The organism is Streptomyces sp. NPDC021019, assembly GCF_044333295.1.
Classification (GTDB): domain Bacteria; phylum Actinomycetota; class Actinomycetes; order Streptomycetales; family Streptomycetaceae; genus Streptomyces.
This window is the reverse complement of the sequence record NZ_JBIRQR010000006.1, coordinates 19,882-44,466: the sequence shown is the minus strand read 5'-3', so window position 1 is coordinate 44,466 and position 24,585 is coordinate 19,882. Positions and strand designations below refer to the sequence as shown.

General features: G+C 72.2%; 21 protein-coding genes and 2 pseudogenes. 17 read left to right on the top strand and 6 right to left on the bottom strand.

Annotation, left to right across the window (positions count from 1 at the left end; genetic code table 11):
• Window positions 1-7: 7 nt before the first annotated feature.
• The 5 genes from ACH4RG_RS27395 (at window position 8) to ACH4RG_RS27375 (ending at window position 8,673) form a co-directional block, all read left to right on the top strand.
• A complete protein-coding gene (locus ACH4RG_RS27395) occupies window positions 8-1,732 on the top strand; it encodes a carbamoyltransferase (protein ID WP_397922423.1) in 1,725 nt (574 codons plus the stop codon).
• The gene (locus ACH4RG_RS27390) at window positions 1,729-3,483 is read left to right on the top strand and encodes a condensation domain-containing protein (protein ID WP_398162781.1); all 1,755 of its coding nucleotides are present in this window, start codon (window positions 1,729-1,731) and stop codon (window positions 3,481-3,483) included. The genes ACH4RG_RS27395 and ACH4RG_RS27390 overlap by 4 nt, the downstream gene beginning before the upstream one ends.
• Before the next feature lie 101 nt (window positions 3,484-3,584).
• Window positions 3,585-5,141, top strand: a complete 1,557-nt coding sequence (locus ACH4RG_RS27385) for an AMP-binding protein (RefSeq protein WP_398162780.1) — start codon at window positions 3,585-3,587, stop codon at window positions 5,139-5,141.
• Window positions 5,138-6,832 (top strand): ABC transporter transmembrane domain-containing protein, encoded by a 1,695-nt coding sequence (locus ACH4RG_RS27380; protein ID WP_398540404.1) that lies wholly within the window; start codon window positions 5,138-5,140, stop codon window positions 6,830-6,832. The genes ACH4RG_RS27385 and ACH4RG_RS27380 overlap by 4 nt, the downstream gene beginning before the upstream one ends.
• Window positions 6,829-8,673 (top strand): ABC transporter ATP-binding protein, encoded by a 1,845-nt coding sequence (locus ACH4RG_RS27375; protein WP_397922431.1) that lies wholly within the window; start codon window positions 6,829-6,831, stop codon window positions 8,671-8,673. Before ACH4RG_RS27380 ends, ACH4RG_RS27375 begins: the two co-directional genes overlap by 4 nt.
• Window positions 8,674-8,968: 295 nt before the next feature.
• Here ACH4RG_RS27375 and ACH4RG_RS27370 read toward each other — a convergent pair.
• Window positions 8,969-9,118, bottom strand: a pseudogene (locus ACH4RG_RS27370) (transposase family protein); the annotation flags it as partial.
• Window positions 9,119-9,294: 176 nt separating this feature from the next.
• On the opposite strand from ACH4RG_RS27370, the gene ACH4RG_RS27365 reads away from it, so the two are divergent.
• The gene (locus tag ACH4RG_RS27365) at window positions 9,295-9,561 is read left to right on the top strand and encodes a hypothetical protein (protein WP_397922432.1); all 267 of its coding nucleotides are present in this window, start codon (window positions 9,295-9,297) and stop codon (window positions 9,559-9,561) included.
• 199 nt (window positions 9,562-9,760) lie between these two features.
• Window positions 9,761-9,907, top strand: a pseudogene (locus tag ACH4RG_RS27360) (IS5/IS1182 family transposase); the annotation flags it as partial.
• A gap of 73 nt (window positions 9,908-9,980) precedes the next feature.
• Here ACH4RG_RS27360 and ACH4RG_RS27355 read toward each other — a convergent pair.
• The gene (locus ACH4RG_RS27355; RefSeq protein ID WP_397922510.1) at window positions 9,981-10,184 is read right to left on the bottom strand and encodes a hypothetical protein; all 204 of its coding nucleotides are present in this window, start codon (window positions 10,182-10,184) and stop codon (window positions 9,981-9,983) included.
• 106 nt (window positions 10,185-10,290) lie between these two features.
• Here ACH4RG_RS27355 and ggt point away from each other — a divergent pair, with 106 nt between their 5' ends.
• Both ggt and ACH4RG_RS27345 read left to right on the top strand, forming a co-directional pair.
• Window positions 10,291-12,108 carry a gamma-glutamyltransferase gene (ggt, locus tag ACH4RG_RS27350; protein ID WP_398540403.1) on the top strand — a complete coding sequence of 606 codons (1,818 nt, stop codon included), beginning with the start codon at window positions 10,291-10,293 and terminating at the stop codon, window positions 12,106-12,108.
• Between the two features lie 136 nt (window positions 12,109-12,244).
• Window positions 12,245-12,982 carry a glycoside hydrolase family 75 protein gene (locus ACH4RG_RS27345; RefSeq protein ID WP_398162779.1) on the top strand — a complete coding sequence of 246 codons (738 nt, stop codon included), beginning with the start codon at window positions 12,245-12,247 and terminating at the stop codon, window positions 12,980-12,982.
• A gap of 45 nt (window positions 12,983-13,027) precedes the next feature.
• On the opposite strand, the gene map is transcribed toward ACH4RG_RS27345, so the two are convergent.
• A complete protein-coding gene (map, locus tag ACH4RG_RS27340) occupies window positions 13,028-13,795 on the bottom strand; it encodes a type I methionyl aminopeptidase (protein ID WP_397922438.1) in 768 nt (255 codons plus the stop codon).
• A 73-nt stretch (window positions 13,796-13,868) separates the two neighbouring features.
• Here map and ACH4RG_RS27335 point away from each other — a divergent pair, with 73 nt between their 5' ends.
• The 6 genes from ACH4RG_RS27335 to hydA all read left to right on the top strand — a co-directional run bounded on the left by ACH4RG_RS27335 (window position 13,869) and on the right by hydA (window position 20,038).
• Complete coding sequence (locus ACH4RG_RS27335; protein WP_018961443.1) at window positions 13,869-14,138, top strand: helix-turn-helix domain-containing protein; 270 nt, start codon at window positions 13,869-13,871, stop codon at window positions 14,136-14,138.
• Window positions 14,139-14,191: 53 nt separating this feature from the next.
• Window positions 14,192-14,572: a PPOX class F420-dependent oxidoreductase gene (locus ACH4RG_RS27330; RefSeq protein ID WP_397922440.1), complete on the top strand. Its 381-nt coding sequence runs from the start codon at window positions 14,192-14,194 to the stop codon at window positions 14,570-14,572.
• Between the two features lie 156 nt (window positions 14,573-14,728).
• Window positions 14,729-16,132: a hypothetical protein gene (locus ACH4RG_RS27325; protein ID WP_398540402.1), complete on the top strand. Its 1,404-nt coding sequence runs from the start codon at window positions 14,729-14,731 to the stop codon at window positions 16,130-16,132.
• Between the two features lie 230 nt (window positions 16,133-16,362).
• Window positions 16,363-17,205 (top strand): nitrilase-related carbon-nitrogen hydrolase, encoded by an 843-nt coding sequence (locus tag ACH4RG_RS27320; protein WP_397922444.1) that lies wholly within the window; start codon window positions 16,363-16,365, stop codon window positions 17,203-17,205.
• Window positions 17,202-18,485 (top strand): aspartate aminotransferase family protein, encoded by a 1,284-nt coding sequence (locus ACH4RG_RS27315; protein WP_397922446.1) that lies wholly within the window; start codon window positions 17,202-17,204, stop codon window positions 18,483-18,485. The genes ACH4RG_RS27320 and ACH4RG_RS27315 overlap by 4 nt, the downstream gene beginning before the upstream one ends.
• A gap of 161 nt (window positions 18,486-18,646) precedes the next feature.
• A complete protein-coding gene (gene hydA, locus ACH4RG_RS27310) occupies window positions 18,647-20,038 on the top strand; it encodes a dihydropyrimidinase (protein WP_397922448.1) in 1,392 nt (463 codons plus the stop codon).
• A gap of 337 nt (window positions 20,039-20,375) precedes the next feature.
• Here the strand turns inward: hydA and ACH4RG_RS27305 are convergent, their stop codons facing one another.
• Together ACH4RG_RS27305 and rpmF are read right to left on the bottom strand one after the other, a co-directional pair.
• Window positions 20,376-21,548, bottom strand: a complete 1,173-nt coding sequence (locus ACH4RG_RS27305) for a GTP-binding protein (RefSeq protein WP_398540401.1) — start codon at window positions 21,546-21,548, stop codon at window positions 20,376-20,378.
• A 5-nt stretch (window positions 21,549-21,553) separates the two neighbouring features.
• Window positions 21,554-21,724, bottom strand: a complete 171-nt coding sequence (gene rpmF / locus ACH4RG_RS27300; protein ID WP_397922452.1) for a 50S ribosomal protein L32 — start codon at window positions 21,722-21,724, stop codon at window positions 21,554-21,556.
• A 363-nt stretch (window positions 21,725-22,087) separates the two neighbouring features.
• Here rpmF and ACH4RG_RS27295 point away from each other — a divergent pair, with 363 nt between their 5' ends.
• On the top strand, window positions 22,088-23,089 hold the full coding sequence (locus tag ACH4RG_RS27295; RefSeq protein ID WP_398540400.1) for a TIGR03842 family LLM class F420-dependent oxidoreductase: 1,002 nt from the start codon (window positions 22,088-22,090) through the stop codon (window positions 23,087-23,089).
• A gap of 36 nt (window positions 23,090-23,125) precedes the next feature.
• Here the strand turns inward: ACH4RG_RS27295 and ACH4RG_RS27290 are convergent, their stop codons facing one another.
• Window positions 23,126-23,887, bottom strand: a complete 762-nt coding sequence (locus tag ACH4RG_RS27290; protein WP_397922456.1) for a hypothetical protein — start codon at window positions 23,885-23,887, stop codon at window positions 23,126-23,128.
• A gap of 211 nt (window positions 23,888-24,098) precedes the next feature.
• Between ACH4RG_RS27290 and ACH4RG_RS27285 the strand changes: the two genes are divergently transcribed.
• On the top strand, window positions 24,099-24,476 hold the full coding sequence (locus tag ACH4RG_RS27285) for a hypothetical protein (protein ID WP_398162774.1): 378 nt from the start codon (window positions 24,099-24,101) through the stop codon (window positions 24,474-24,476).
• Window positions 24,477-24,585 lie beyond the last annotated feature (109 nt).

The following is a 24,585-nucleotide window of genomic DNA, read 5'->3' as shown; positions in this document are numbered from 1 at the left end:
ACTGACCATGCGTGTGCTCGGAGTCAACGGCTGGCCCGGGGCCAGCCACGACGGTGCTGCCTGCCTCGTCGTGGACGGAGACGTCATAGCCCTGGCCGAGGAGGAACGCTTCACCCGCGACAAGCACGCCTACGGGCAGGCGCCCCTCCACGCCGCGGCCTACTGCCTCGCCGAGGGCGGTCTCACCCTGGACGACATAGACGTCGTCGCTCATGGGTGGGACCTCCCCACCCTCTTCCAGGACCGCGGGCTCGACTGGTTCGCCGACGACGCCGAGGCGCTGGAACACCTACTGCCCAAGGCGCTGTTCCCACGCTCCCGCGACCCCCGGCTGACCTTCGTCAACCACCACCTCGCCCACGCCGCCAGCGCCTATCTCCTCTCCGGGCGCGACCGGGGCGCCGTTCTCGTCCTGGACGGCCAGGGCGAGAACGAGAGCACCACGCTCGCCGTCGGCATCGGCGGCAAGATCAAGACCCTGCGGTCGCACTCACCGGGCTGGTCGCTGGGGTACTTCTACGCTGCCGTCTGCGAGTACGCCGGGCTCGGCGCCGATGCCGCGGGCAAGATGATGGGCCTCGCCTCGTACGGCACGCCCCAGGACCTCACCTTCGGCGGTGCCCTCGGCTTCACCGACGAGAACTTCACGGTCGGCGTGGTGCCCCCCGGTCTGCGCTCCTCCGGCGGCACCGACGAGGAGGACGCCACCATCCGGCACTGGGCGGCGCACCTGGAGAAGACCCTCCAGCAGGCCCCGAACCGCTCCGTGCGCCGCTTCGACCCGCGCACCGGCCGCTTCGCACGCGTCACCGACCACAATCCCTTCGACTATCGCGACCTCGCCGCCACCGCCCAGGCCGCCCTCGAACGCGCGGTCATGGCGCTGGTGCGCGGTCTGCTCCGAGAGACCGGCGAGACCACGCTCATGGTCGCGGGTGGGGTCGGCTTCAACGCCACCCTCAACGGCAAGCTCATGCGCATGCCCGAGGTCGAGGACCTCTTCGTCCAGCCCCTCGCGGGCGACCAGGGCGTCTCGCTCGGCGCGGCGGTCTGGGTCGCCGCCGAGGGCGGCGACCGGATCCAGTCGATGAACGGCTCCGTCGCCTGGGGGCCCCAGTGGACCCCGGAGCGGATACGCCACGTCCTCGACGCCTCGGGCGCCGCCTACACCGAGCCCGGGGACATCGCCGCCGCGACCGCCGGAGTGCTGGCGCGAGGAGGCGTCGCCGGATGGTTCCAGGGCCGCGCCGAGGGCGGCCCCCGCGCGCTCGGCCACCGCAGCATGGTCGCCGTGCCCACCCCTGAGTCCACCCGCGACCGCGTCAATATCCGGATCAAGGACCGCGAGGCGTGGCGCCCCTTCGCCCCCAGCATGCAGGAGGAGGCGGCCGAGTCCTTGATCGGGACCTCCATCCCGCTCCCGTACATGATCGTCACCACCCCGGTCACCGACGCGGGCGCCGAGGCCATGCCCGCCGTGGTCCACCGCGACCGGACCACCCGACCGCAGACCGTCTCGGCCGCCGTCGATCCGCTCTACCACCGGCTCATCGGCGCGGTCGGCGAGCACACCGGCACCCCGGTCGTCCTCAACACCTCGTTCAACGGCCGCGACGAACCGGTCGTGTGCAGCCCGCAGGACGCGCTCGCCACCTTCCACCGCGTCCCGCTGGACGCCCTGGCGCTCGGGCCGTTCCTGTTGCGCCGCTCCACCGGGGGAGCGGGCGAGTGAGCGCCCCGTACCGCGAGAAGACCCCCGTGAGCGGCCCCCGTGAGTCCGCGCTTCCCGTCGTCCCCGCGCCCGGCACGGCGGAGGCCGGCCCCGACACGCCGGCGCCCGAGGAGATCCGCGCCAAGGTCGCGGAGTGGATCGCGGAAGCGGTGCTCACCCCCGATGCGGACCCGGCCGCCCCCCTGCGCGACCTCGGAGTGGACTCCCTCGACCTCATCCGCACCGCCCGCCGCGTCGAGGCCGTCTTCGGCGTGCGGTTGCAACTGCGCGAGCTGTTCGGCCCGGAGACGACCACGGAGCGGCTGGCCGCGCTCATCTCCGAACGGGCTGCCCGGCGCGGTGCCCCCGAGTCGGTCCCGCCCGGTGCCGAGCACGGCCCGGTCGTGCTCACCCCGGCACAGGAGCAGGCGTGGGAGGAGCAGACCGGCGACCGGGGCCACTGGAGCCAGAGTCTGCTCTTCACCACCCGGCCCGGCGTCGTCCCGGACGCCTTCGAGGAGGCCGTACGCCGCCTGGTCGCCGGGCATGCCTCCCTGCGTCTGGCCGTTGAGGCGCCCCCGGCCAAGCGGCCCCGGCAGCGTGCCCTCGCCGTCGCGGTCGACGGTCCCCCCGCCGACGCCCTCGCCAAAATACTGGACACCGTCGACCTTTCCACGCTCGACGACGCGGAACTGTCGGCCGAGGTCACCCGGCGCTGCGCCGCCGAACAGGGCGCCCTCGATCCCGGCACCGGGCGGGTGGCCCGCTTCATCCGGTTCGACGCGGGCCCGGCGCGGCCCGGCCGCCTGCTCGTAGCCGTCCACCAGCTGGCGATCGACATGGTGTCCTGGTCCGTCCTCCTCGAAGACCTCCAGGAGCTGTACGAGGCGCTCGCCGCAGGTCGCCAGGACGTGTGGTGCGCCGAGGGCACCTCCTACCCGGAGTGGGCCCGAGCTCTCGCGGATCACGCCCGGACACCCGAGGCGGAGGCCGAGGCGGAGTGGTGGGCGGAGGTTGTCCGCACCCCCGCGGGCGTCCCGCTCGACCACGACGTCCCCGATCCCCGTGCCGCGAACACCGCCGCCACTGCCGTCACGCACCGCGAGGAGCTGCCCGAGGAGCTGACCGGCCGGCTCCACGCGGCCGCCCGCGCCCACCGCGCCCACCCCGGCGACCTCGTCCTGCACGCCCTGGGCGAGGCGCTGTCCGGCTGGCTCGACGAGCCGGCCGTCCGCGTCGACATCCTGCGGCACGGGCGCGAGGAGAGCGTGGGCGACAGCCATCTGACACGTACGACCGGCTGGTTCACCACCACCGTCCCGGTCCTGCTCGACCTCGCCACCGGTACCCCGACCGGGCGGCTCGCCCGGACCGTCGGCCACCTCGCGGCGATGCCCGGCGGGGGAGTGGGACACGGCGCGCTCGGCCGCCACGGCCGCCCCCGGATCGCGGCCGTGCTGCGCTCCGCCCCGCCCAGCGACATCTCCTTCGACTTCGAGGGCGACGACGCGGACGCGCTGCCGCTCGGCGGGCTCCTGACGGACGTGGCGCCCGAGCCGGCCGGGGAGATCACCGCCCCGCACTGGGTGCGTCCCCACCTCATCGAGGTGATCGCCACCACCGACGAGGGAGTGCTCCGAGTCGAGTGGTGGTACTCCACGGCTCTGCACGACGAGATGACCGTGCGCCTGCTCGCCGCTCGCCACCGGACGGCCCTGGTCGCCCTTCTCACGGCTTGTGAGGCCAACGGCGGGGTGCCCGCGACCATCTGACGAGGTACCTGTGACGCACCCTCACACACGGGGGCCCGACGGTTCGCCGGCGGCCGCACCCCGACCTCTACCCCACGGACGGACAAGTGAAGACGTCTGCCATGACCCTGCCCAGCGTGCTCGACCCCTTCTTCGCCCTCGCCCGTTCACAACCCGACCGGCCCGCCGTCGTCGACAACGGAGTCACCGTCGCGTACGGCCGGCTGGCCGGCTGGGCGGAGGCAGTGGCCGAAATGGTCGCCACCCGCGTCCCGGGGCCACGCCCGCCCGTGGGCATCATGGTCCACCACAGCGTCCGCGACATCGCCGCCGTCCTCGGTATCCTCGCGGCCGGGCGCGCCTTCGTTCCCGTGGCCGAGGGCCCCGAGGGCCACCCCGACGAGGCGCTGCGCGCCCTCCGGTGCGAGGAGCTGGTCACTACCGCGGACAGCGGGCAGCTGCCGGCCGTGCCGCGCGTCCTGTGCCCCAACTGGAGCCGATCTCGCCCCCTGTCGCGGCTGGCCGGAGGCCCCGTCCGTGCCGAGGACCCCGCCTACGTGCTGTTCACCTCGGGCTCCACCGGGGCGCCCAAGGCCTCCGCGGTCCCGCACGGCGCACTGCATGCCGTCCTTCCTCACCTGATCGAGCGGTACGGCGTCGGTCCGGCCACCGTCGCCCTCAACTTCCACCGGGCCGACGGCGACACCTGCCTGGAGGAGATCCTGCCCACCCTGCTCTCGGGCGGGCTCGTCATCCTCGATGAGGAGGCCGAGACCGACCTCGACCGGGTCCTCACCGACCACGAGGTCACGCTCGTCAACCTGCCCGTCGACTACTGGCACATCTACAACGGCCACCTGCTGGAGACAGGTCGCAAACTTCCCGACCGCGTCGAGACCGTCGTCGTCGGCGGCGAGGCGGTCCGCCCGGACATGCTGGAGCGCTGGGACCGACTCGGTGCCGGTCACGTCCGGCTGCTCAACACCTACGGCTCAACCGAGACCGCCCTCGTCACCCACACCGCCGTCCTCGCAGGGCCGGACACCGCGGGCCCGTTCCCCGAGGGCGTGCCGATCGGCCGCCCGCTGCCGTCCGTGCGCCAGGTCGTCGTACCCCGTCCGGAGACGCCCGATGGCCCCGGTGAACTGTGGGTGGCCGGTCCGCAGCTCGCCACCGGATACCTCGACGACCCCGAACGTACCGCCGCCTGCTTCACGGAGGCAGATCTCGGCGACGGCCCGGCCCGCTGGTACCGCACCGGCGACCTCGTCCACGAGGCCACCGACGGCAACCTCGTCTTCCACGGACGCCTCGACCACCAGGTCAAGATCCGCGGCCACCGGGTGGACCTGCTGGACGTCGAGGAGGCACTCGGGCGGCTCCCCGGCGTGACGGCGGTGGCCGCCGCCCCGCATGCCAAGGGCGAACATACGGCGCTGGTCGCCTTCGTGGTACTGGGGGCGGACACCACGGCCGCCGCGGACGGCGGCGGGAACGCCACTGTGCCTGCCACTGCCACCACCACCGAAGCCGGCGCCACCGCCGACGCGTTGCGGGAGCGGCTGCGGGCCGTTCTCCCCGACCACTGCGTACCCGACCGGATCATCGCGGTCCCGGCGCTCGCTCACACCCGCACCGGCAAAGTCGACCGCACTGCCACCCGGGATCGGTACCTGTGACGAACCGGCTCTTCGACCCCTCGGTCGCCCCGGCTGCCGTACCCGAGGTGAACGTCCGGGGCCCCTGGTCCTTCCTCTGGTGGCTGGTCCGTGTCCGCCCCTGGCCGCTGGTGCTCAGCGCGCTGCTCGGCACGGCCTGGATGGTGCCGCTCGCCCTGACCCCGCTTGTCGTCGGGCAGGCCATCGACGGGGCCGGACAGGGCGGTGGCGCGGGTGACGTGGTGCTGTGGGCCCTGGTGGCGCTCGGCCTCGGCGGCGTCCAGGCCCTCGCGGGCGCGGGCCTGATCCAGGCCGCCGTCGGCGCCGAGGCGCACGCCGTGTCGTACAGCCATCGGGTGCTGATGCGGCAGGTCGTCCGGCTCGGCGCCACTCTGCGCGGCAAGGCCCGCTCCGGTGACGTGGCCGCCTCGGCCGCCGCCGACGTCGAGAGCATCGGCCAGGCGTTCGAGGTCGTCGGCCGTACGGCCGGGGCGGTGATCGCCGCCGCCCTCGTGACCGTCGCGCTCACGGTCACCTCCCCATTGCTCGGCCTCGCCGTCCTCATCGGCGTGCCCGCCGCCGTACTCGGCATCGGCCCGCTGCTCCGCCCGCTTCAGACTCGCGACGAGGCTCAGCGCGAGCAGATGGGTATCGCCACCTCCCAGGCGGGGGACATCGTCGCGGGCCTGCGTATCCTGCGCGGCATCGGCGGCGAGGCACGCTTCGCCGAGCGCTTCCGCCGCACCAGCCAACAGGTGCGCAGGGCAGGAGAGTCGGCCGGACGCCTGGAGGCATGGCTCCAGGCGGCGGGTGTTCTGCTGCCGGGCCTCGTCACCGTGGGAATCGTCTGGTTCGGCGCCCGCCTCGCCCTCGACGGCGCCATCACCGCCGGTGAACTCATCGCGTTCTACGGTGCTTCGGCCTTCCTCACCCTGCCCGTCAGCACCGCGACCGAGGCTGCCGAGACGGTGAGCCTCGCCCGGGTCGCCGCGGGCCGGATCTACACCCTGCTGTGCCTGGAGCCTGACACTGTCGCGCCCCGGCACCCCGAACCGCTGCCCCCCGGCCCGCTTTCCCTCACCGATACGGAGACCGGGATCACCGCCCGGGCCGGGCGGCTGACCGTGGTCGTGGCTCCCGCCGACCGCACCGGGGATCTCGCTGACCGCCTCACCCGGCCCGTACGGTCGGACGACGTTCCGCCCGTGCTGCTCGGCGGCGTACCGCTCGGCCGTGTGGGCCTCGCCCAACTGCGTTCCAGAACGCTGCGCTCCGGCCCCGCCGACACGCTGTTCACCGGCACCGTACGGGAGGAGCTGACCGCCGCGACCCCCACCCGTTCCCCGGAGGCGCTGGACCGGGCGCTGTGGGCCGCCGACGCCACCGACGTGGTCGACGCCCTGCCCGGCGGGCTCGACGCCCAGGTGGACGAGGGAGGCCGGACGCTGTCCGGAGGCCAGCGCCAACGCCTCCTTCTGGCGCGCGCGCTGCTCGCCTCCCCCGACGTGCTGGTCCTGGAGGACCCCACCGCCTCCGTCGACGCCTACACAGAGGCCCGGGTGGCGGATCGGGTCGCCGCGCTCCGCGCGGGCCGGACCACCCTCGTGTTCAGCGACAGTCCGCTGTGGCGCGGCGTCGCCGACCACGAGATCCGCCTGAACGCGGGCCCCGTCCCCGCAGGCCCTGACCGCCCCGCAGGAGAGCCCTCGTGACGATCACTCCCACCCGAGCGGGCGCCGGGCCCGACCCCGCCGAAGCGGTCACGGCGCCCGGGCGGCTGCCGCTGGCCGGCCGGGCCGATGTACGCGCCTGGGTCGGCGCCTTCCTGCACCGCGAGGCCCGCCGACTCGTTCTCACCTTCGGTCTGTTCGCCGCCGCGCTGCTCGCCGGGCTGGTTGGCCCCCGGCTGCTCGGACAGTTGGTCGAGTCCGTCAAGGACGGCACCAGCGCCGGCCGCGTCGACCTGTTCGCCCTCGTCTTCCTCGGCGTCCTGGCGGGTCACGCGCTGCTCGCCCGCGCGGCCCGCACCCAGGCCACCCTGCTCGGGGAACGCGTCCTGGCCAGCACTCGTGAGCACTTCGTCCGCCGGGTCCTCGGTCTGCCGCTCGCCCAGGTCGAGAGCGTCGGCACCGGCGACCTCCTCAGCCGCGCCACGACCGACGCCGACCGGCTCAACGAGAGCATTCGGCAGGCCGTGCCGCGGATCGCGCTCGCGGCGGTGACCCTGGTGTTCACCGTCGCCGCGATCGTGCTGACCTCGCCGCTGCTCTCGCTCGCACTGTTGGCGGGGCTGCCGTTCGCGGTGCTGTCGACGTGGTGGTACCGGCCGCGCGCGACCCGGGCGTACGAGCGGCTGCTCGCCCAGGAGGCCGATGTCCTGGCCGTGGTGCACGAGACCGCGCGGGGCGCCGCGACCGTCGAGTCCCTCGGGCTCGGAACGCGGCAGCGCGCACGGCACGGCCGGGCGGTCGACGCCGTAGTCCGCACGCGGCAGCGCACCACCTGGCTGCAGACCGTCTGGTTCCCCAGCCTGGACCTCGCCACCATGGCCCCGATGGCGCTGACGCTGCTGATCGGCGGCCTCGCCTACCAGCGGGGCGAGGTGGGCCTGGCCGAGGTCACCGCGGTCGTCCTCTACGTACAGGCCCTCGGTGAACCCCTCGACGACCTGTTGACCTGGACCGACGAACTCCAGATCGGCAACGCGGCGTTGCGCCGCATCCTGGGCGTGGACCTGCTCGCGAGCGAGGAGACACGCCCGCCCGCGCCCATCGAAGGCCACGCGATCCGCCTCGAAGGGGTCGGCTTCGGGTACGGGCCGGACCGGGTGGTCCTGACCGGAATCGACCTCGACATCACGCCCGGTGAACGCCTCGTCGTGGTGGGCGCGTCGGGCGCGGGCAAGTCCACGCTCGGCAAGCTGCTGGCCGGTGTGCACCACCCGGACCGGGGAACAGTGCGTATCGGCGGCGCCGAGGTGTCCAGCCTTCCGGTCGAGCAGCTGCGCCGCGAGATCGTGCTGGTGACGCAGGAGCAGCACGTCTTCAGCGGCACGCTGCGGGACAACCTCACCCTGACCGGCGGGGGAGAGGAGCCGGAAGCGGAGGACGGGCCGCTGTGGGAGGCGCTGGAGACGGTCCTCCTCGCGGACTGGGCACGGACGCTGCCCGACGGCCTGGACAGCGAGATCGGGCCGGGCGCCGCCCCGGTCCCCCCGTCCGCCGCCCAGCAGCTCGCGCTGGCCCGCCTGCTGATCTGCGACCCGCACACCCTGGTTCTCGACGAGGCCACCGCTCTGCTGGACTCCACCGCGTCGCGCCGAGTGGAACGCTCGCTCGCGGCCCTGATCGAGGGCCGGACGGTGATCTCGATCGTGCACCGCCTGGACTCTGTCCGGGACGCCGACCGCATCGCGGTCATGGACCACGGCCGGATCGTCGAACTCGGCAGCCACGACAAACTCCTCGCGGCGCAGGGAGCGTACGCCTCTCTCTGGCACTCGTGGGAGTCCGCCCGCAGCGACGAACCCCCGGCGAAGGGCCTCCCGGACTGATGGGCACCGGCGCGTCTCCTTGTCGCCATCGGTGCCCCCGCGGTGGCCGGCCGGTGGGCGGACGCCTTCGGACGACGACATACCAGCGAGCAGGGACCGACCAACCGCACATGTTCTGATCAGGAGAAACGTCACTCAGCAGCACGACCCGGCCCTATGCGACACGAACGCTCACGGAGCCTTTTCCCACCTCACGCTGAGGCGTGATGAAGGACGAGGAGCCTTGTCGGCCCAGCACTTGAGGTCGGCGTCGGCGAATCGGCAGCAGGGTTCCGTCCAGGATGACGAACGCCTAGGTCCGCGCGGTGCGCATCGCCTTGGCCAGGGTGGGCGCGAGGGCGGCCAGTACGTCGACGGCTTCACGTATGTAGCGGTGAGCGGTCGCCATACCGATCCCGAACCCGGCGGCGAGCTGGGTGTAGGAGTCACCGCACCGCAGATACGAAGCTCCTGGCGGACGGTGGATCTTGGTCGTGAACCCGTCTGCCAGGAGCTTCGTCGTTCCGCAGATCCGTCCAACACGCGACCGGCGCCGCCAGGTTGGAAACGACTCATAGCCCTCAAACGCAGAGCATGTCCACCCGCTTTCACGCACCAACTCGTTGGTGCGATCATCACCACATGAAGATCGATTCGCGTCGCATCAGTGCGGTGGTTGTTCTGCTCGTCGGCATGTCCCTGGCCGTGTGGGCCATTATCGGACCGCCCCAGGACTGGACGGGCAGCATGTGGTGGGCTCGTGCGGGACTGTGTGCGGGAGGTCTTGGACTGGTACTCCTCAGCGCGCAGCTGATGTTCCCGATCAACCGCAAGAAGGACAGGGACGCCGACCGGGACCCAACGTCCGCATGGGGATCCCTGGCCGGGCCGCTGGACGACCTCTTCTGAAGGGCCAGGGCGAGAGCGGGCGACGTGCGAGTCTTCACGCGTACCGCATACGGCCCTGAACACGGTAAACGCGAAGGAAGGGGATGCTGGTCAGAGCCTGTGGTTGGTGGCGTGGGAAGCCCAGACTGACCGCAGCACGGGTCCTGCTGTCCGCGTCCCGATCCAGGGCAAGAATATGCGCGGCTGATGTCGTCGTCGCAACCGCGATCACGCCAAGATCCGCAGTCTCAGAGAACGCGCCATGGCAACCCTCCAGTCCTGGCGGCTCCTGCGGAAGCTCCGCTGCAGCACCACACGGATCACCGCCGTCGTCCGGGCCGGCGTCGCCCTCGAACTCACCACCTGATCAAGATGGAAAAGGCTCAGTGGGGAGACTCTGCAGACGCAAAGTCATCGCTGGTCGAAGGCGGGCGTGTGAGCTACAGCCATGACATCGCCGAGGAGCATGGAAGCCGTTCCCGCATGGCAGCGAGCAGGCAGTCGGAGTTGGCCGGCAGTCCGAAGAAGGCCTGTTTGCGGCGGAGTCCCCGCCGCCGGAGATAGGTCCGGGCGAGCCAGCCCAGCGAGGCACCGATCCCGGCGGCTATCACGCCCAGCACGATGTTGCGCCCGTCGTCCGTCATGGGCGCGCAGGGTATCGGTCATTCGGGTAACCGTTCGAGGCGGTCCTGACGATCCGGCTTCCCCGGGGCTACCCTGCGGCGGGAGATCCGTTGACTGGAGGTACGTATGCGCCGTTCCGTCGGCCGGAAAACGTCGCTGTTGGCCGTCCTCGCGGTGGTCGCGTCGGTGGGCGCCGCCGCCCCGGTGGCCTCGTCACCGTCCGCCGCCCCGCGTCCCGCGCCACCCAAGTCGCCGGTGGCGGTGGGCCACGGGGGAGCGGTGGCGAGCGTCGACCCGGACGCGTCCGCCGCCGGGATCGAGGTGCTGCGCAAGGGCGGCAACGCGGTGGACGCGGCCGTGGCCACCGCCGCCGCTCTCGGCGTGACCGAGCCGTACTCGGCGGGCATCGGCGGCGGTGGCTACTTCGTCCACTACGACGCGAAGAAGCGCACCGTGCGGACGATCGACGGCCGCGAGACCGCACCGCGCAGCGCGGACGCCTCCCTCTTCCTGGAGAACGGCAAGCCGATTCCCTTCGAGGAGGGTGTGACCAGCGGCCTCGGCGTCGGCACCCCCGGCACCCCGGCCACCTGGGAGCGGGCCCTGGACGCGTGGGGCAGCAAGTCCCTGCGTACGCTGCTGAAACCGGCCGAGCGCCTGGCCCGGGACGGCTTCGTGGTGGACGGCACCTTCCGCTCGCAGACCGCCTCCAACCAGGCCCGGTTCGCCGACTTCCCGGCCTCCGCCGAGCTGTTCCTGCCCGGCGGTGAACTCCCTGCCGTCGGCTCCGTGTTCAAGAACCCCGACCTGGCCCGTACGTACGAGAAGCTCGGCCGCAAGGGCGTCGGGGAGCTGTACGGGGGCGAGTTGGCCGACGACATCGTCCGTACGGTGCGCAAGCCGCCCGTCGACCCGGACGCCACCCGGGTGGTGCGGCCCGGCGACCTGACCCGTGAGGACCTCGCCGCCTACCGGACCCTGCGCAAGGACCCGACGAAGGTGAACTACCGGGGCCTGGACGTCTACGGAATGGCCCCCTCCTCGTCCGGCGGCACCAGCGTCGGCGAGGCCCTCAACATCCTGGAGTCCACCGACCTTTCGCGCGCCGACCGGGTGCGGTACCTCCACCGCCTGATCGAGGCGAGCCGGATCGCGTTCGCCGACCGGGGACGCTGGGTCGGCGACCCCGGGTTCGAGGACGTCCCCACGAAGGAACTGCTGAGCCAGCGGTTCGCCGACGCGCGGGAGTGTCTGATCCGGGACGACCGGGCGCTGACCAGCCCGCTGGCGCCGGGCGACCCGCGCGACCCCGAGCGGTGCGGCAGCGGCGGCACGGCCGCCCCCACCACGTTCGAGGGCGAGAACACCACCCACCTGACGACGGCCGACAAGTGGGGCAACGTCGTCGCCTACACCCTGACCATCGAGTCCACCGGGGGGAGCGCCATCACCGTGCCCGGCCGCGGCTTCCTGCTCAACAACGAACTGACCGACTTCTCCTTCGCGCCCGCCAATCCGGCGGTGCACGACCCGAACCTTCCGGGGCCGGGCAAGCGGCCGCGCTCGTCGATCTCCCCGACCATCGTGCTGAAGCACGGCAAGCCGGTGCTCGCCCTCGGCTCGCCGGGCGGGGCCACGATCATCACGACCGTGCTCCAGTCACTCACCGGGCACCTGGACCGAGGACTCCCGCTGGTCGACGCGATCGCCGCGCCGCGTGCCAGCCAGCGCAACGCGCCGACGACGGAGATCGAGCCGGACCTGTGGAACAGCCCGGTCCGCGCGGAGTTGGAGAAGCTCGGCCACGCCTTCAAGCAGAACCCGGAGATCGGGGCCGCCACCGGCGTGCAGCGGCTGCCCGACGGCCGCTGGCTGGCGGCGGCGGAAAAGGTGCGCAGGGGCGGCGGCTCGGCCATGGTGGTGCATCCGGGCGGCGGTCACTGAGCCGGCCGGACGGAGCAGGGGCCCGGGGCCGGTATCACGCGAGAACAGCGCGCGGTGCCGGCCCCGCGGCCTTGGCCTGCCGACAAGGGAACCCGTATGGGGGCCCCTCGGTCCACGGAAAGGGTCCTTCCGCACCATGCGCACCCACATGCTCGCCCTGACATCCGCCGCCTGCGGTGCCGCGCTTCTCGCAGCGGCGACCCTGCCCGCGTCGGCCACCGGCCCCGGGCCCGGTGGCGGCCAGGAGCCGGAACCGGCCGGGACGACCGCCGTCGAAGGGGACACGGCCGCCGCGACCGCCGCCGAACTGCTGGCCCGGGTCCGCGCCTGCTCCCGGATCTCGAAAGGCGCCTACCGCACGGACAGCGGCAGCCCCAAGGCGACGGTGCCCGTCTGCGGCACCCAGGACGCCGTCTTCTGGAAGGCGGACATGGACATCGACTGCGACGGACGGAGGACGAAGGCCTGCAACCGGAAGACCGATCCCTACTTCTTGCCGGAGACCGCGTTCCGGAGCTCCCGCGGCGAACCCCTGGACTCGGCCGCGCTCCCCCATGTGGTCGTACCGGGCCCGAGCAAGGTGTGGGACTACCGGAAGTCGGGGCTCACCGGCGGCAGCGTCGTGGCGGTCGTGTACCGGGACCGCGTGCGGTACGGCGTGATCGGCGACACCGGCCCCACGGGCATCATCGGGGAGGCGTCGTACGCCATGGCGAGGACCCTGGGCATCGATCCCGACCCGTCGACCGGGGGCGCCGAGTCGGGGGTCGTCTACATCGCGTTCAAGAACTCCCGTATCTCCCCGATCGAGAGCCGCGCACGGGCGCGGAGCCGGGGAGCGGAACTGGCCCGGGAGTTCGTCGGGCGCTCGTAGGAGGCTGTCCGTGCGGGTGTGCGGGAGAGCTGTCCGTACGGGTGCTCAGAGGGCGGTCAGGACGCGCGGGCCGTCGTCCGTGATCGCCACCGTGTGCTCGGCGTGCGAGGCACGGCTGCCGTCGGTGGTCCGCAGGGTCCAGCCGTCCTCGTCGTGGCGGAACTCGTCGCCGCCACCGCCGATGAGCATGGGCTCGATCGCCAGGACCATGCCGTGCCGCAGCGCCATGCCGCGCCCCGGCCGTCCCTCGTTCGGCACGGACGGGTCCTCGTGCATGGTCCGGCCGATCCCGTGGCCGCCGTACCCCTCCAGGATGCCGTAGCCCGCCTTCCGGCAGACCGTGCCGATCGCGTGGGCGATGTCGCCGATCCGGTTGCCGACCACGGCCGCGCCGATCCCGGCGGCCAGGGCCTCGTTCGCCGTGTCGATGAGCCGGGTGTCGGCGGGGCGGGCCTCGCCCACGGTGAAGCTGATCGCCGAGTCACCGGCCCAGCCGCCCAGGAGGGCTCCCGCGTCCACGCTGACCAGGTCCCCGTCGCGCAGCGGATCGGCCGAGGGGATGCCGTGTACGACCGCGTCGTTGACCGAGACGCAGATGACGGCCGGGAACGGGGTGGGCGCGAAGTGCGGCTTGTAGTTCAGGAAGGGCGAGGAGGCCCCCGCCCCGCTCAGCACCTCGCGGGCCGCCTCGTCCATGTGGCGGGGGGTCACGCCGACCGCCGCCACCTCCCGCGCCCGGGTCAGGATCTGCGCGACGACCCGGCCGGCCTCGCGCATCGCTGCGATGTGTGTGTCCGTCTTGATGTGCACCATGCCGATTACTATACCGGTCGAACCGGTATAGTAATGACGGTATAGAAATGGCATTCCGTAGTACGATGGGCGCATGGTTCGCACTCCTCTGACACCCGAAGAGCGCCTGCGCGGCGAACGGCTCGGCGCGTTGCTCCGCGCGGCGCGCGGGGAGCGCAGCATGGCGGCCGTCGCCGCGAGCGCCGGAATCTCCGCGGAGACCCTCCGGAAGATCGAGACCGGCCGCGCGCCCACGCCCGCCTTCTTCACCGTGGCCGCGCTCGCCGGTGCGCTGGGCCTCTCCATGGACGAGATCCTCGGCCGCTGCGCGCCGGAACCGGCCGCCGTCCCGCTGATCGCGTAGTCGGGCCGCGCCCTGACCGGCGGGTCGCCTCGCGGGGCGCGTAGGGTCGCGCCGTGACTCTCCAGGACTTCGCGCGCAGCGAGTACGTCAGCCTGACCACGTACCGGAAGAACGGCACACCCGTCGCCACGCCCGTCTGGGCCGCCGCCGAGGGCGATGTGCTGTACGTCTGGACCCGCTCCGACTCGTGGAAGGTCAAGCGGCTGCGCAACAACGGCGAAGTCGTCGTCACCGTCTGCGACGTGCGCGGCAGGATCGCCGAAGGGGCCCCCAGCGCGGAGGGCACGGCGAACCTCCTCGACGAGGACGGCACCCGTGCGGCGCGCAAGCTGCTGGCGCGCAAGTACACCTGGAAGTTCTGGCTCGTCGACTGGCCCGCGACGGTCGCCCGGCTCGGCAAGCGCCCGCACACGGGGATCGCCATCACCTTCTGAGGCCGGCCGCCGCCGTCGGAGCGCGCAGGGTGCGCGGCCGGGCGGCGCGCTCCCGCCGCATCGCGCCCGAAAGCCGCGCGTAGCCGCCCCGTAACACGCCTGCGGTCGAATGCCTCCGGACGGGAGGGCTCCAGTCGACGGTCGGCGAGGGCGACGATGACGGTGCATCAGCAGGCTGACGAAGTACGGACGTTCGCGCGGTACCTGCGAGAACTGGTGGCACGACTGGACCCCGGACGCGGCTGGTACGGGGTCTTCACCCGGCGCGACCCGGTCGGCATGCGGTCCTGCCTGGACGGGCTGGAGATCCCGCCCTGGGACGTGGTGGAGTCGTTGCTCGCGGACCTCGCCGCTCTGCACGGCGCCCGGTTCGCCGAGCGGGTCTCGGTCCGGGCCGCCGCGCTCCACTCCGCGTCCGCGGCCACCCATGACCGGCGGCCCGGCGGACGCCAGGAGCTCGCCCACCGGCTGGAGTCGATGGTCCGCGAGCAGCGCCGGGCGGCGGAACGCCTGCACGGTACCGGGCCCGGCGGCCCGGTACCGGGCGAACCGGGCGCACTGGCCTGGGCCCGCGACGACCACGAACGCGCCACCGCCCGCTGCGACGAACTACGGGGGCGGCTGGCGGCCGTGACGGTTCCCGAGGGCTGGTTCCGGGCGGAGGACTCCGACGGGCGGGGGGCGGGGACCGTCGCCGCTCCCGGGCCGGCGGGGGCCGTCGAGCCGCCCGCCGAGACGGGCGGTCATCCGCGTCCCGGAAGAGCCGGGAACGGCGACGAACCGCGAGCCGACGCCCCCGCTCCCCGGCGCCGGAAGCCGCGCGGAGCCCGGTTCGCCGGGATGGAGGTCGATGAGGAGACGGAGGAGGTCGGCTACGCGCCCTCGCCGCTGCCCGGTCCTCCCACGCCCTCCCATTCGGGGCCGCCCGCCCCGCGCGGCGCCCGCTTCGGCGCGGGCGCGGGGGAGGAGGGGGGCGAGGGCCGGGGCCCGGCCGGGCGGGTCCGTGCGCCGGACGCCCTGCCGGATCCGGCTGCCGGGCAGGCCGTCGCCGGGGCCGTCGCCCGGCTGATCCGGCTGCGCGCCGAGGGGCGCGGCGGTGAGGCGCACGTGGTGCTCTGCGAGGTCGCGGCCTGGCCCGCGCCCCGACTGCCGGTGCTCGCGGTGGCCCTGTGCGGGGCCGGGCTCGCCGCCGACTGGACGACCCTGCTCTGGGAGGTGTCCTCGCTGCCCCCCGCGGCATTCGCCGCCGCGGCGGCCGCGCTGGCCGTCGCCGGGCGCGAGGCGGACTGCGGGCTCCTGCTGCGCCAGGGCGTCGCCCGGCCCGCCGCCGAGGTGGCCGAGGCGGCGCTCGCTCTGGACGGCGTCGGCCGGGAGCGGGAGGCGCGGGACCTGCTCGGCGCCTTCGTCCGCGTACGCACTCCGCAGGAGGCCGCCGGGCTGGCCGGGACCGGCGGGACCCGGCTGCTGCCCCTGCTCCTGGCGGCTGCCCGCGACGTGTCGGTGGAACGGGAGTGGGACCTCGTGCACGCGCTGCGGGTGGCGGGCGTGCCGGGCGTCTGAGGATTTCCGGCGTGGGACGACGACCCCGGGGGCCGCCCTCGAACCCCACCGGGGACGGGACCGTGCGCGCTGTGGACCGGTCGGGTGCCAAACATGATCGACTCCGCCGGTTCACGGCGATGGTCTTGCCCCGCCGGACGGCGCAGCTTACGTTCTCCATCCATGCACCGATCTACGTGCGTAGGGAGAACGCGTGCAGGCTCTCTGACGCCGCGTCGAAGGAGCAGCTCATGTCCCACGTCGTACGCGCCGCACTCGTCCAGGCGACCTGGACCGGCGACACCGAATCCATGATCGCCAAGCACGAGGAACACGCGCGCGAGGCCGCCCGGCAGGGCGCGAAGATCATCGGCTTCCAGGAGGTGTTCAACGCCCCCTACTTCTGCCAGGTCCAGGAGCCCGAGCACTACCGCTGGGCCGAGCCGGTCCCGGACGGCCCGACCGTCCGGCGCATGCGGGACCTGGCCCGCGAGACCGGCATGGTGATCGTCGTCCCGGTCTTCGAGATCGAGCAGTCCGGCTTCTACTACAACACCGCGGCCGTGATCGACGCCGACGGCTCCTACCTCGGCAAGTACCGCAAGCACCACATCCCGCAGGTCAAGGGATTCTGGGAGAAGTACTACTTCAAGCCCGGCAACGCCGGCTGGCCGGTCTTCGACACCGCCGTCGGCAAGGTCGGCGTCTACATCTGCTACGACCGGCACTTCCCTGAGGGTTGGCGTCAACTCGGGCTCGGCGGAGCCCAGTTGGTGTACAACCCGTCGGCCACCTCACGCGGGCTCTCCAGCCACCTCTGGCAGCTGGAGCAGCCGGCCTCCGCCGTCGCCAACGAGTACTTCGTCGCCGCGATCAACCGGGTCGGCCAGGAGGAGTACGGCGACAACGACTTCTACGGAACCAGCTACTTCGTCGACCCGCGCGGCCAGTTCGTCGGAGACGTGGCCAGCGACAAGAAAGAGGAACTCCTCGTCCGCGACCTGGACTTCGACCTGATCGAGCAGGTCCGCCAACAGTGGGCGTTCTACCGGGACCGACGGCCCGACGCCTACGACGGGCTGGTGGAGCCGTGACCGGACTGCACGAGCGCCACCTCGCCGTCAGCCCCGCATGGCTGGCCCTCTACTACCGCCACCCCCTGGAACTCACCCACGGCGAGGGCCGCCACGTCTGGGACGCGGACGGCAACCGCTACCTGGACTTCTTCGGCGGCATCCTCACCACGATGACCGCCCACGCCCTGCCCGAGGTGACCAAGGCGGTCGCCGAACAGGCCGGGCGGATCATCCACTCCTCCACCCTCTACCTCAACCGCCCCATGGTGGAGATGGCCGAGCGGATCGCCACCCTCTCCGGCATCCCCGACGCCCGGGTCTTCTTCACCACCTCCGGCACCGAGGCCAACGACACCGCGCTGCTGCTCGCCACCGCGTACCGCCGCTCCAACCAGATCCTCGCGATGCGCAACAGCTACCACGGCCGGTCCTTCTCCACGGTCTCCGTCACCGGCAACCAGGCCTGGTCGCCCACGAGTCTGTCCCCGCTCCAGACCCTGTACGTCCACGGCGGCGTCCGCGGCCGGGGCCCGTACGCCGAGTTGAGCGACGAGCGGTTCATCCAGGCCTGCGTCGCCGACCTGGAGGACCTCCTCGGGCACACCCGCCGGCCCGCGGCCCTGATCGCCGAGCCCGTCCAGGGCGTCGGCGGCTTCACCTCCCCGCCCGACGGCCTGTTCGCCGCGTTCCGGGAGGTCCTGGACCGGCACGGGGTGCTGTGGATCTCGGACGAGGTGCAGACCGGCTGGGGCCGAACCGGTGACCACTTCTGGGGCTGGCAGGCGCACGCCGAGAACGGGCCGCCGGACATCCTCACCTTCGCCAAGGGCATCGGCAACGGCATGTCGGTCGGGGGAGTGGTGGCCCGGGCCGAGGTGATGAACTGCCTCGACGCCAACTCCATCTCCACCTTCGGTGGTTCGCCGATCACCATGGCCGCGTCGCTCGCCAACCTCTCGTACCTCCTGGAGCACGACCTCCAGGGCAACGCGCGACGCGTGGGCGGGCTCCTCATCGAACGGCTGCGGGGCGTCGCCGCGGCGTCGCCCGCCGTGCGCGAGGTGCGCGGCCGGGGCCTGATGATCGGCATCGAACTGGTGAGGCCCGGCACCGACGAGGCCGACCCGGAGGCCGCCGCGGCCGTCCTCGAAGCGGCCCGCGCGGGCGGGCTGCTCATCGGCAAGGGCGGGGGCCACAGCACCAGCGTCCTCAGGATCGCCCCGCCACTGACCCTGACCGTCGCCGAGGCCGAGGAAGGCGCGGCGATCCTCGCGGACGCCCTGCGCGCGGCGGGCTGACCCTCGCCCGGCGGGCGCGTACACATACGAACCGCGCGGGGCGGCCCCCGGCCGCGGGCCGGAGGGCCGACGGGGCCGCCCCGAGTCAAGGAGCTACCCATGAGGCGCACCGTGATCCGCGGTGGTCCGGTCGGTGGTCGGCGTGAAGGGAATGGTGGGAAATGACTCGGACTCTGATTACCGGTGGTCTGGTGATCACGGCCGCGGACGAGGTGCACGCGGAGGTGCTGATCGAGCATGGCCGGGTGGTGGCGCTGGCGGCGCCGGGTACGCAGGAGTGGACGGCGGACCGGGTGATCGACGCCTCGCAGAAGTACGTGGTCCCCGGCGGGGTCGACGCGCACACGCATATGGAGCTGCCCTTCGGCGGCACGTTCGCTTCGGACACGTTCGAGACGGGTACGCGGGCGGCGGCGTGGGGCGGGACGACGACGATCGTCGACTTCGCGGTGCAGTCGAAGGGACAGGCGCTCCGGACCGGTCTGGACGCTTGGCTGGAGAAGGCGGACGGGAACTGCGCGATCGACTACGCGTTCCACATGATCATGTCGGATGTGAACGAGTCGACACTGCGGGAGATGCCGAAGCTGGTCGAGATCGGTGTTTCCTCGTTCAAGTTGTTCATGGCGTATCCGGGTGTCTTCTATTCGGACGACGGCCAGATTCTGCGGGCGATGCAGGTGGCCGGGGACACCGGCGGGCTGATCATGATGCACGCGGAGAACGGCATCGCGATCGACGTCCTGGTGGAACAGGCTCTCGCCCGGGGGGAGACCGATCCGCGGTACCACGGGGAGGTCCGTAAGGCGTTGCTGGAGGCGGAGGCGACGCACCGGGCGATCCAACTGGCCCGGGTCGCGGGCTCCCCGCTGTATGTCGTGCACGTGTCCGCGGAGGAGGCGGTGGCGGAGCTCGCGGCGGCGAGGGACAGGGGGTTGCCGGTCTTCGGTGAGACCTGCCCGCAGTACCTGTTCCTGTCGACGGACAACCTGGCGGAGACGGACTTCGAGGGCGCCAAGTACGTGTGCTCGACGCCGCTGCGGCCGAAGGAGCACCAGGCGGCATTGTGGCGGGGGCTGCGCACGAACGACCTCCAGGTGGTCTCCACCGACCACTGCCCGTTCTGTTTCACCGGCCAGAAGGACCTGGGCCTGGGCGACTTCTCCAAGATCCCCAACGGGCTGCCAGGGGTGGAGAACCGCATGGACCTCCTACACCAAGCCGTGGTGGACGGGCACATCTCCCGCCGCCGCTGGATCGAGATCGCGTGCGCGTCCCCGGCCCGGATGTTCGGCCTCTACCCGCGGAAGGGCACGATCAGCCCCGGTGCGGACGCGGACATCGTCATCTATGACCCGCAGGCCACTCAGGTGCTGTCGGCCGAAACCCACCACATGAACGTCGACTACTCGGCGTACGAGGGGAAGACGGTGTCCGGCCAGGTCGAGACCGTCCTCTCACGGGGTGAGGTGGTGGTGGACCGGCACACGTACGTGGGCCACGCGGGTCACGGGGCGTTCCTGCCGCGTGGTCTCTGTCAGTACCTCGGCTGAGCGCCTCGGCTGAGCGCCCGGGGAATCGCACGTGTCGGTCCCGCACGGTGGCCACATGGACTACGTGCACGACGGTCACCGGCACGCGGCGCACGCAGGCCATTGGGACGACCACTGACGGCTTCGCGCGAGTTGTTCGAGCGCACAGGACGGTACCCCTGTCTTCCAGGGTGCCGTCCTGCGCGCTTCCGTCGTCGACGTCCCGCAGGCAGGGCGGTACGGCCACGGCGACGACCAGGGTTCGTCCTCGCGCGCCTTCCGCCCCTCGGGCGGGCGGCGGCACGCCGTACCGGGTCGGGCGGTGCCATGGCTGCGACCACCGCCCAACGCGGAGATCTCAGGCCCGCGTGACGAGACTCGTGTGCTCGTGCTCGCAGGCGTCGTCGATGCCATAGGTGTCCCACGAGGGAAACGCGTCAACGGGGGGATGGCCCTCGCCGTCGCGCATGAGGCAGCTCGCCAGGGCGGCCTCCAGCTCCGGCGCGCGCAGTCCGGTGCCGATGAAGACGAGTTCCTGCCCCTGCGCGGTGTCCGCGTCGCGCGCTCCGGAGGGTTCGAAGCGGGCGACGGCGCCGGCCTGTGACCACAGGCCGGTCACACGGGGGCGGCTCGCCAGCCAGAAGAAGCCTTTGGACCGCAGGACCTGTCCGTACGCTCCGCTGTCCAGGCCCTCGGTGACGAACGTCCACAGCCGGCCGGGGTGGAAGGCGCGGTCGGAGCGGAAGACGGTGGACGAGATGCCGTACTCCTCCGTCTCCGGGACGTGGTCCCCGTTGAGTTCCATGACCCAGCCGGGTGCTTGCTCGGCGCGTTCGAGGTCGAACAACCCGGTGCCCAGCACTTCGTGCGGGTGCACCGTCCCCCGGGTGGCCGGCACGATCCTGGCGACCGGGTTGAGGCGGGTGAGTGCCGCCTTGAGTACGTCGGCCGCCTCGGTGTCGACCAGGTCGAGCTTGTTGAGGACGATGACGTCGGCGAACTCGATCTGGTCCATGAGCAGATCGCTGACGGTGCGCTCGTCGTCCTCGTACTGGTCGAGGCCCCGCTCGACCAGGCCGTCCCCGCCGGAGAGTTCGGGCAGGAAGTTCGCGGCATCGACGACCGTGACCATGGTGTCGAGCCGGGCCAGGTCGCCCAGGGTCGCGCCGTCGTCGCGGGGAAAGGCGAAGGTGGCCGCGACGGGCATGGGTTCGGAGATGCCGCTGGACTCGATGAGGAGGTAGTCGAAGCGGTCCTCGCGGGCCAGTCGGTCGACCTCCTCCAGCAGGTCGTCGCGCAGGGTGCAGCAGATGCACCCGTTGGTCATCTCGACCAGGCGTTCCTCGGTGCGCGACAGAGCGGCTTCGCCGCCCCGGACCAGCGCGGCGTCGATGTTGATCTCACTCATGTCGTTGACGATCACCGCGACCCGCAGGCCCTCGCGGTTGCTCAGCACGTGGTTGAGCAGGGTGGTCTTTCCGGCGCCGAGGAATCCGGACAGGACGGTGACCGGCAGTCGGCCGTGCGTCATCGACTTCAGCCCTCGGGGCGCAGCAGGCCGCGTTCGTACGCCTTGGCCAGGCGCCGAGGTACCCGGTGCACGGTGCCTTCGACGGTGACCGGTACCAACTGCGGGGTCGTCGCCTTCCATTGTGCGCGGCGGTGGCGGGTGTTGCTGCGGGACATCTTCCGCTTGGGGACGGCCATGGATATCTCCTGGGTAGGGGTCGGCGTTCAGGCTACATGAAAATGGATCCCATTATCGAGTGGCGGGGAGGGGTGCATGGCCGGGCCCCGTGTGGATGGCCGACCTTGCGGTGGTGCCGGCCTGTCGCAGGCCGTCCGGGGTCGAGGAGGGGGCGATGCCTTGGTTCGCCTTCGCCTCCCGGTCTTCCCCTGGCCCGGGAAGTGCTCCAGGATTGTGCCCCTTGCACGACGCGCGATCGGGGCGTGGCGGGACAAGGCCCGGCCTGCCCCGCTGTGGAAGGATCTTCGGAAGCGCGTTACGCGAGGTCAGCGCCCGCAGCCGATTCCGACGCGTGCGAGAGCCCCTGGACAGGAGACCCCGTCATGGACTTCGGACTCGTCCTCCAGACCGACCCGCCCGCCTCCGCCGTCGTCGGCCTGATGCGCCGGGCCGAGCGCAACGGCTTCCGTTACGGATGGACCTTCGACTCGGCGGTGCTCTGGCAGGAGCCGTTCGTCATCTACAGCCGCATCCTGGAGCACACGGAGAAGCTGACCGTGGGCCCGATGGTCACCAACCCCGGCACCCGCACCTGGGAGGTGACCGCCTCCACCTTCGCCACCCTCAACGACATGTACGGCAACCGCACCGTCTGCGGCATCGGGCGCGGCGACTCCGCCATGCGCGTCGCGGGCCGCGCTCCCAACACCCTCGCCCGCCTCGGTGAGGCCGTCGACGTGATCCGGGACCTCGCGGAGGGCCGCGAGGCGACGGTCGACGGGCAGCCGCTCCGGATCCCCTGGGTGACGAACGGGAAGCTGCCGGTGTGGATCGCGGCGTACGGGCCCAAGGCCCTGGCCCTGGCCGGGCAGAAGGCCGACGGCTTCATCCTCCAGCTCGCCGACCCCTTCCTCACCGAATGGATGATCAAGGCGGTACGGAACGCGGCCCACGACGCCGGACGGGACCCGGACTCCGTCACCATCTGCGTCGCCGCCCCCGCCTACGTCGGCGATGACCTCGACCACGCCCGGGAGCAGTGCCGCTGGTTCGGCGGGATGGTCGGCAACCACGTGGCGGACCTGGTCGCCCGCTACGGCGAGCACTCCGGCCTGGTCCCCGAGGCGCTCACCGCGTACATCGCCGGACGCTCCGGCTACGACTACAGCCACCACGGCCGCACCGGCAACCCGGACACCGCCTTCGTCCCGGACGAGATCGTCGACCGGTTCTGTCTGCTCGGTCCCGCCGAGGCGCACATCGAGAAGCTCCAGGCCCTGCGGGACCTGGGCGTCGACCAGTTCGCGCTGTACAACATGCACGACGCCCGGGAGGCGACCATCGACGTCTACGGGGCCGAGATCATCCCGGCCCTCACCGCGTGACCGCCCGATCGCCCGGCCGTAGCGCCGGACGGCGCCTCAGACAGGCTTGACGCTGCGGCCCAGCAGGGCCGTGACATCCACCGTCTCGTCCGCCGAGGGAGTGGCCGTGGGCACGGGCCGGTCGAATCCGGCGAAGTCCACGGTCCCTTCCTCGTCGGAGTCGCGCACGGTGATCCGCACCGGGTACGGCGTGCCCTCGGCGGCCACGTAGGCCGTCAGGCGCTCGTTGCCCTCGGCGCGGGTCACCGGAACGACGGGCGCACCGTTCACCTCGGTCCTCTCGCCCTTCGTCAGGGTGCCCCGCTCGGCGGTGTCCGCGTTGTCCGTGACCAGCTCGCGGTAGGTGTCGAGATCGCAGACCTCGGTCACGCTCAGCAGCCGGGGGTCGTCGGCCTCGGCCTTCATGTAGCGGCCGTCGAGGATCGCGTCGAAGGCGGAGCCGCCGATCGGCACGTGGTTCTTCCAGAAGGCGGCGTCCGGCTTCAGCCAGACGTCGTCGCCCCGCTTGACGATCTCCACCGAACCGTCGTCGCCCATGTCGACCCCGCCCGCGCAGTTCCCCTCGCGGTCCAGCGTGAGGTCCAGGCGCACGTCCGGCCCGGCCCCGTCGATACTGCCGCGCGCACTCAGATGCAGGGAGTCCACGTCGAGCAGGGCGTCGCGCGAGCGGTCGGCGATCTCCTCGGCGGAGAGCGAGTCGATGTCGTCATCAGCCTGCGCGACCACACCACTCGTCAGGGTGAGGGCAACGGCCGCGGCCCCTGCCGCCGCACGCGCGGCCCAACGGTGTGCGCTCACATCGCCTCCTCGAAAACGCCCCGGTCAGGGGGTGCGCTCCATGAGAACCGGCACATTCGAGCGTACGCCGCGAGCGGGGGAGCCGCCCGGCGCGCACACGGAGCGTGAGAGGTGAACGCGTTTCTCGTTACGGAGGGTGGGCAGAGCTGCGGTGATCCCGCCCGGGGTCACCGTAAGGACGCACCACGTCACGTACCACGTAAGGAGAACCATGAAGCTGTTCACGGGGAAGAGGCCGTTCCTGAGGAGGGACCGGTTCCGGTCGGCCCGGCGGGCCGTCGCCGCAGCCTCCATGGCGGCAGCGCTGGCGGTCCCGGTCACCGCGACGACGGCGACCGCCGTCCCGGCCGCGATCCCGCCCGGCCTCTCCTGCGAGACCGGCAAGCACGCCATCGACGACTACACGGGCTTCGCGCTCTGCCGCAACAACGGCAGCCAGACCCAGATCTTCTGGGTCCACCTCGTCTGCGGCTGGTCCCCGGACGTCGACGGCGAGCACGTCACCCTCAGGCCCGGCGAGTCCGGCCAGTCCACCGCCCACTGCGGAAGCCTGGGCACCGGCATCGGCGAGATCCACGTCCGCCCGTGACCTCGTGGCGGTAGACCCGGACTCCCGTTCCGGCCGGAACGGTTGAGCGTGCCGCCTCCTCTCGTTACCCTCCAGTAAGTACGTGTGGGCGCCGCCGGGACGACCGGTC

Coding starts and splice junctions, on each gene's coding strand:
- ACH4RG_RS27320 (WP_397922444.1), top strand. CDS start 16,363: ATGTCCCACGTCGTACGCGCCGCACTCGTCCAGGCGACCTGGACCGGC.
- ACH4RG_RS27285 (WP_398162774.1), top strand. CDS start 24,099: ATGAAGCTGTTCACGGGGAAGAGGCCGTTCCTGAGGAGGGACCGGTTC.
- ACH4RG_RS27345 (WP_398162779.1), top strand. CDS start 12,245: ATGCGCACCCACATGCTCGCCCTGACATCCGCCGCCTGCGGTGCCGCG.
- map (WP_397922438.1), bottom strand. CDS start 13,795: ATGGTGCACATCAAGACGGACACACACATCGCAGCGATGCGCGAGGCC.
- ACH4RG_RS27365 (WP_397922432.1), top strand. CDS start 9,295: ATGAAGATCGATTCGCGTCGCATCAGTGCGGTGGTTGTTCTGCTCGTC.
- ACH4RG_RS27355 (WP_397922510.1), bottom strand. CDS start 10,184: ATGACGGACGACGGGCGCAACATCGTGCTGGGCGTGATAGCCGCCGGG.
- ACH4RG_RS27395 (WP_397922423.1), top strand. CDS start 8: ATGCGTGTGCTCGGAGTCAACGGCTGGCCCGGGGCCAGCCACGACGGT.
- ggt (WP_398540403.1), top strand. CDS start 10,291: ATGCGCCGTTCCGTCGGCCGGAAAACGTCGCTGTTGGCCGTCCTCGCG.
- ACH4RG_RS27385 (WP_398162780.1), top strand. CDS start 3,585: ATGACCCTGCCCAGCGTGCTCGACCCCTTCTTCGCCCTCGCCCGTTCA.
- rpmF (WP_397922452.1), bottom strand. CDS start 21,724: ATGGCCGTCCCCAAGCGGAAGATGTCCCGCAGCAACACCCGCCACCGC.
- ACH4RG_RS27335 (WP_018961443.1), top strand. CDS start 13,869: ATGGTTCGCACTCCTCTGACACCCGAAGAGCGCCTGCGCGGCGAACGG.
- ACH4RG_RS27295 (WP_398540400.1), top strand. CDS start 22,088: ATGGACTTCGGACTCGTCCTCCAGACCGACCCGCCCGCCTCCGCCGTC.
- ACH4RG_RS27325 (WP_398540402.1), top strand. CDS start 14,729: ATGACGGTGCATCAGCAGGCTGACGAAGTACGGACGTTCGCGCGGTAC.
- ACH4RG_RS27305 (WP_398540401.1), bottom strand. CDS start 21,548: ATGACGCACGGCCGACTGCCGGTCACCGTCCTGTCCGGATTCCTCGGC.
- hydA (WP_397922448.1), top strand. CDS start 18,647: ATGACTCGGACTCTGATTACCGGTGGTCTGGTGATCACGGCCGCGGAC.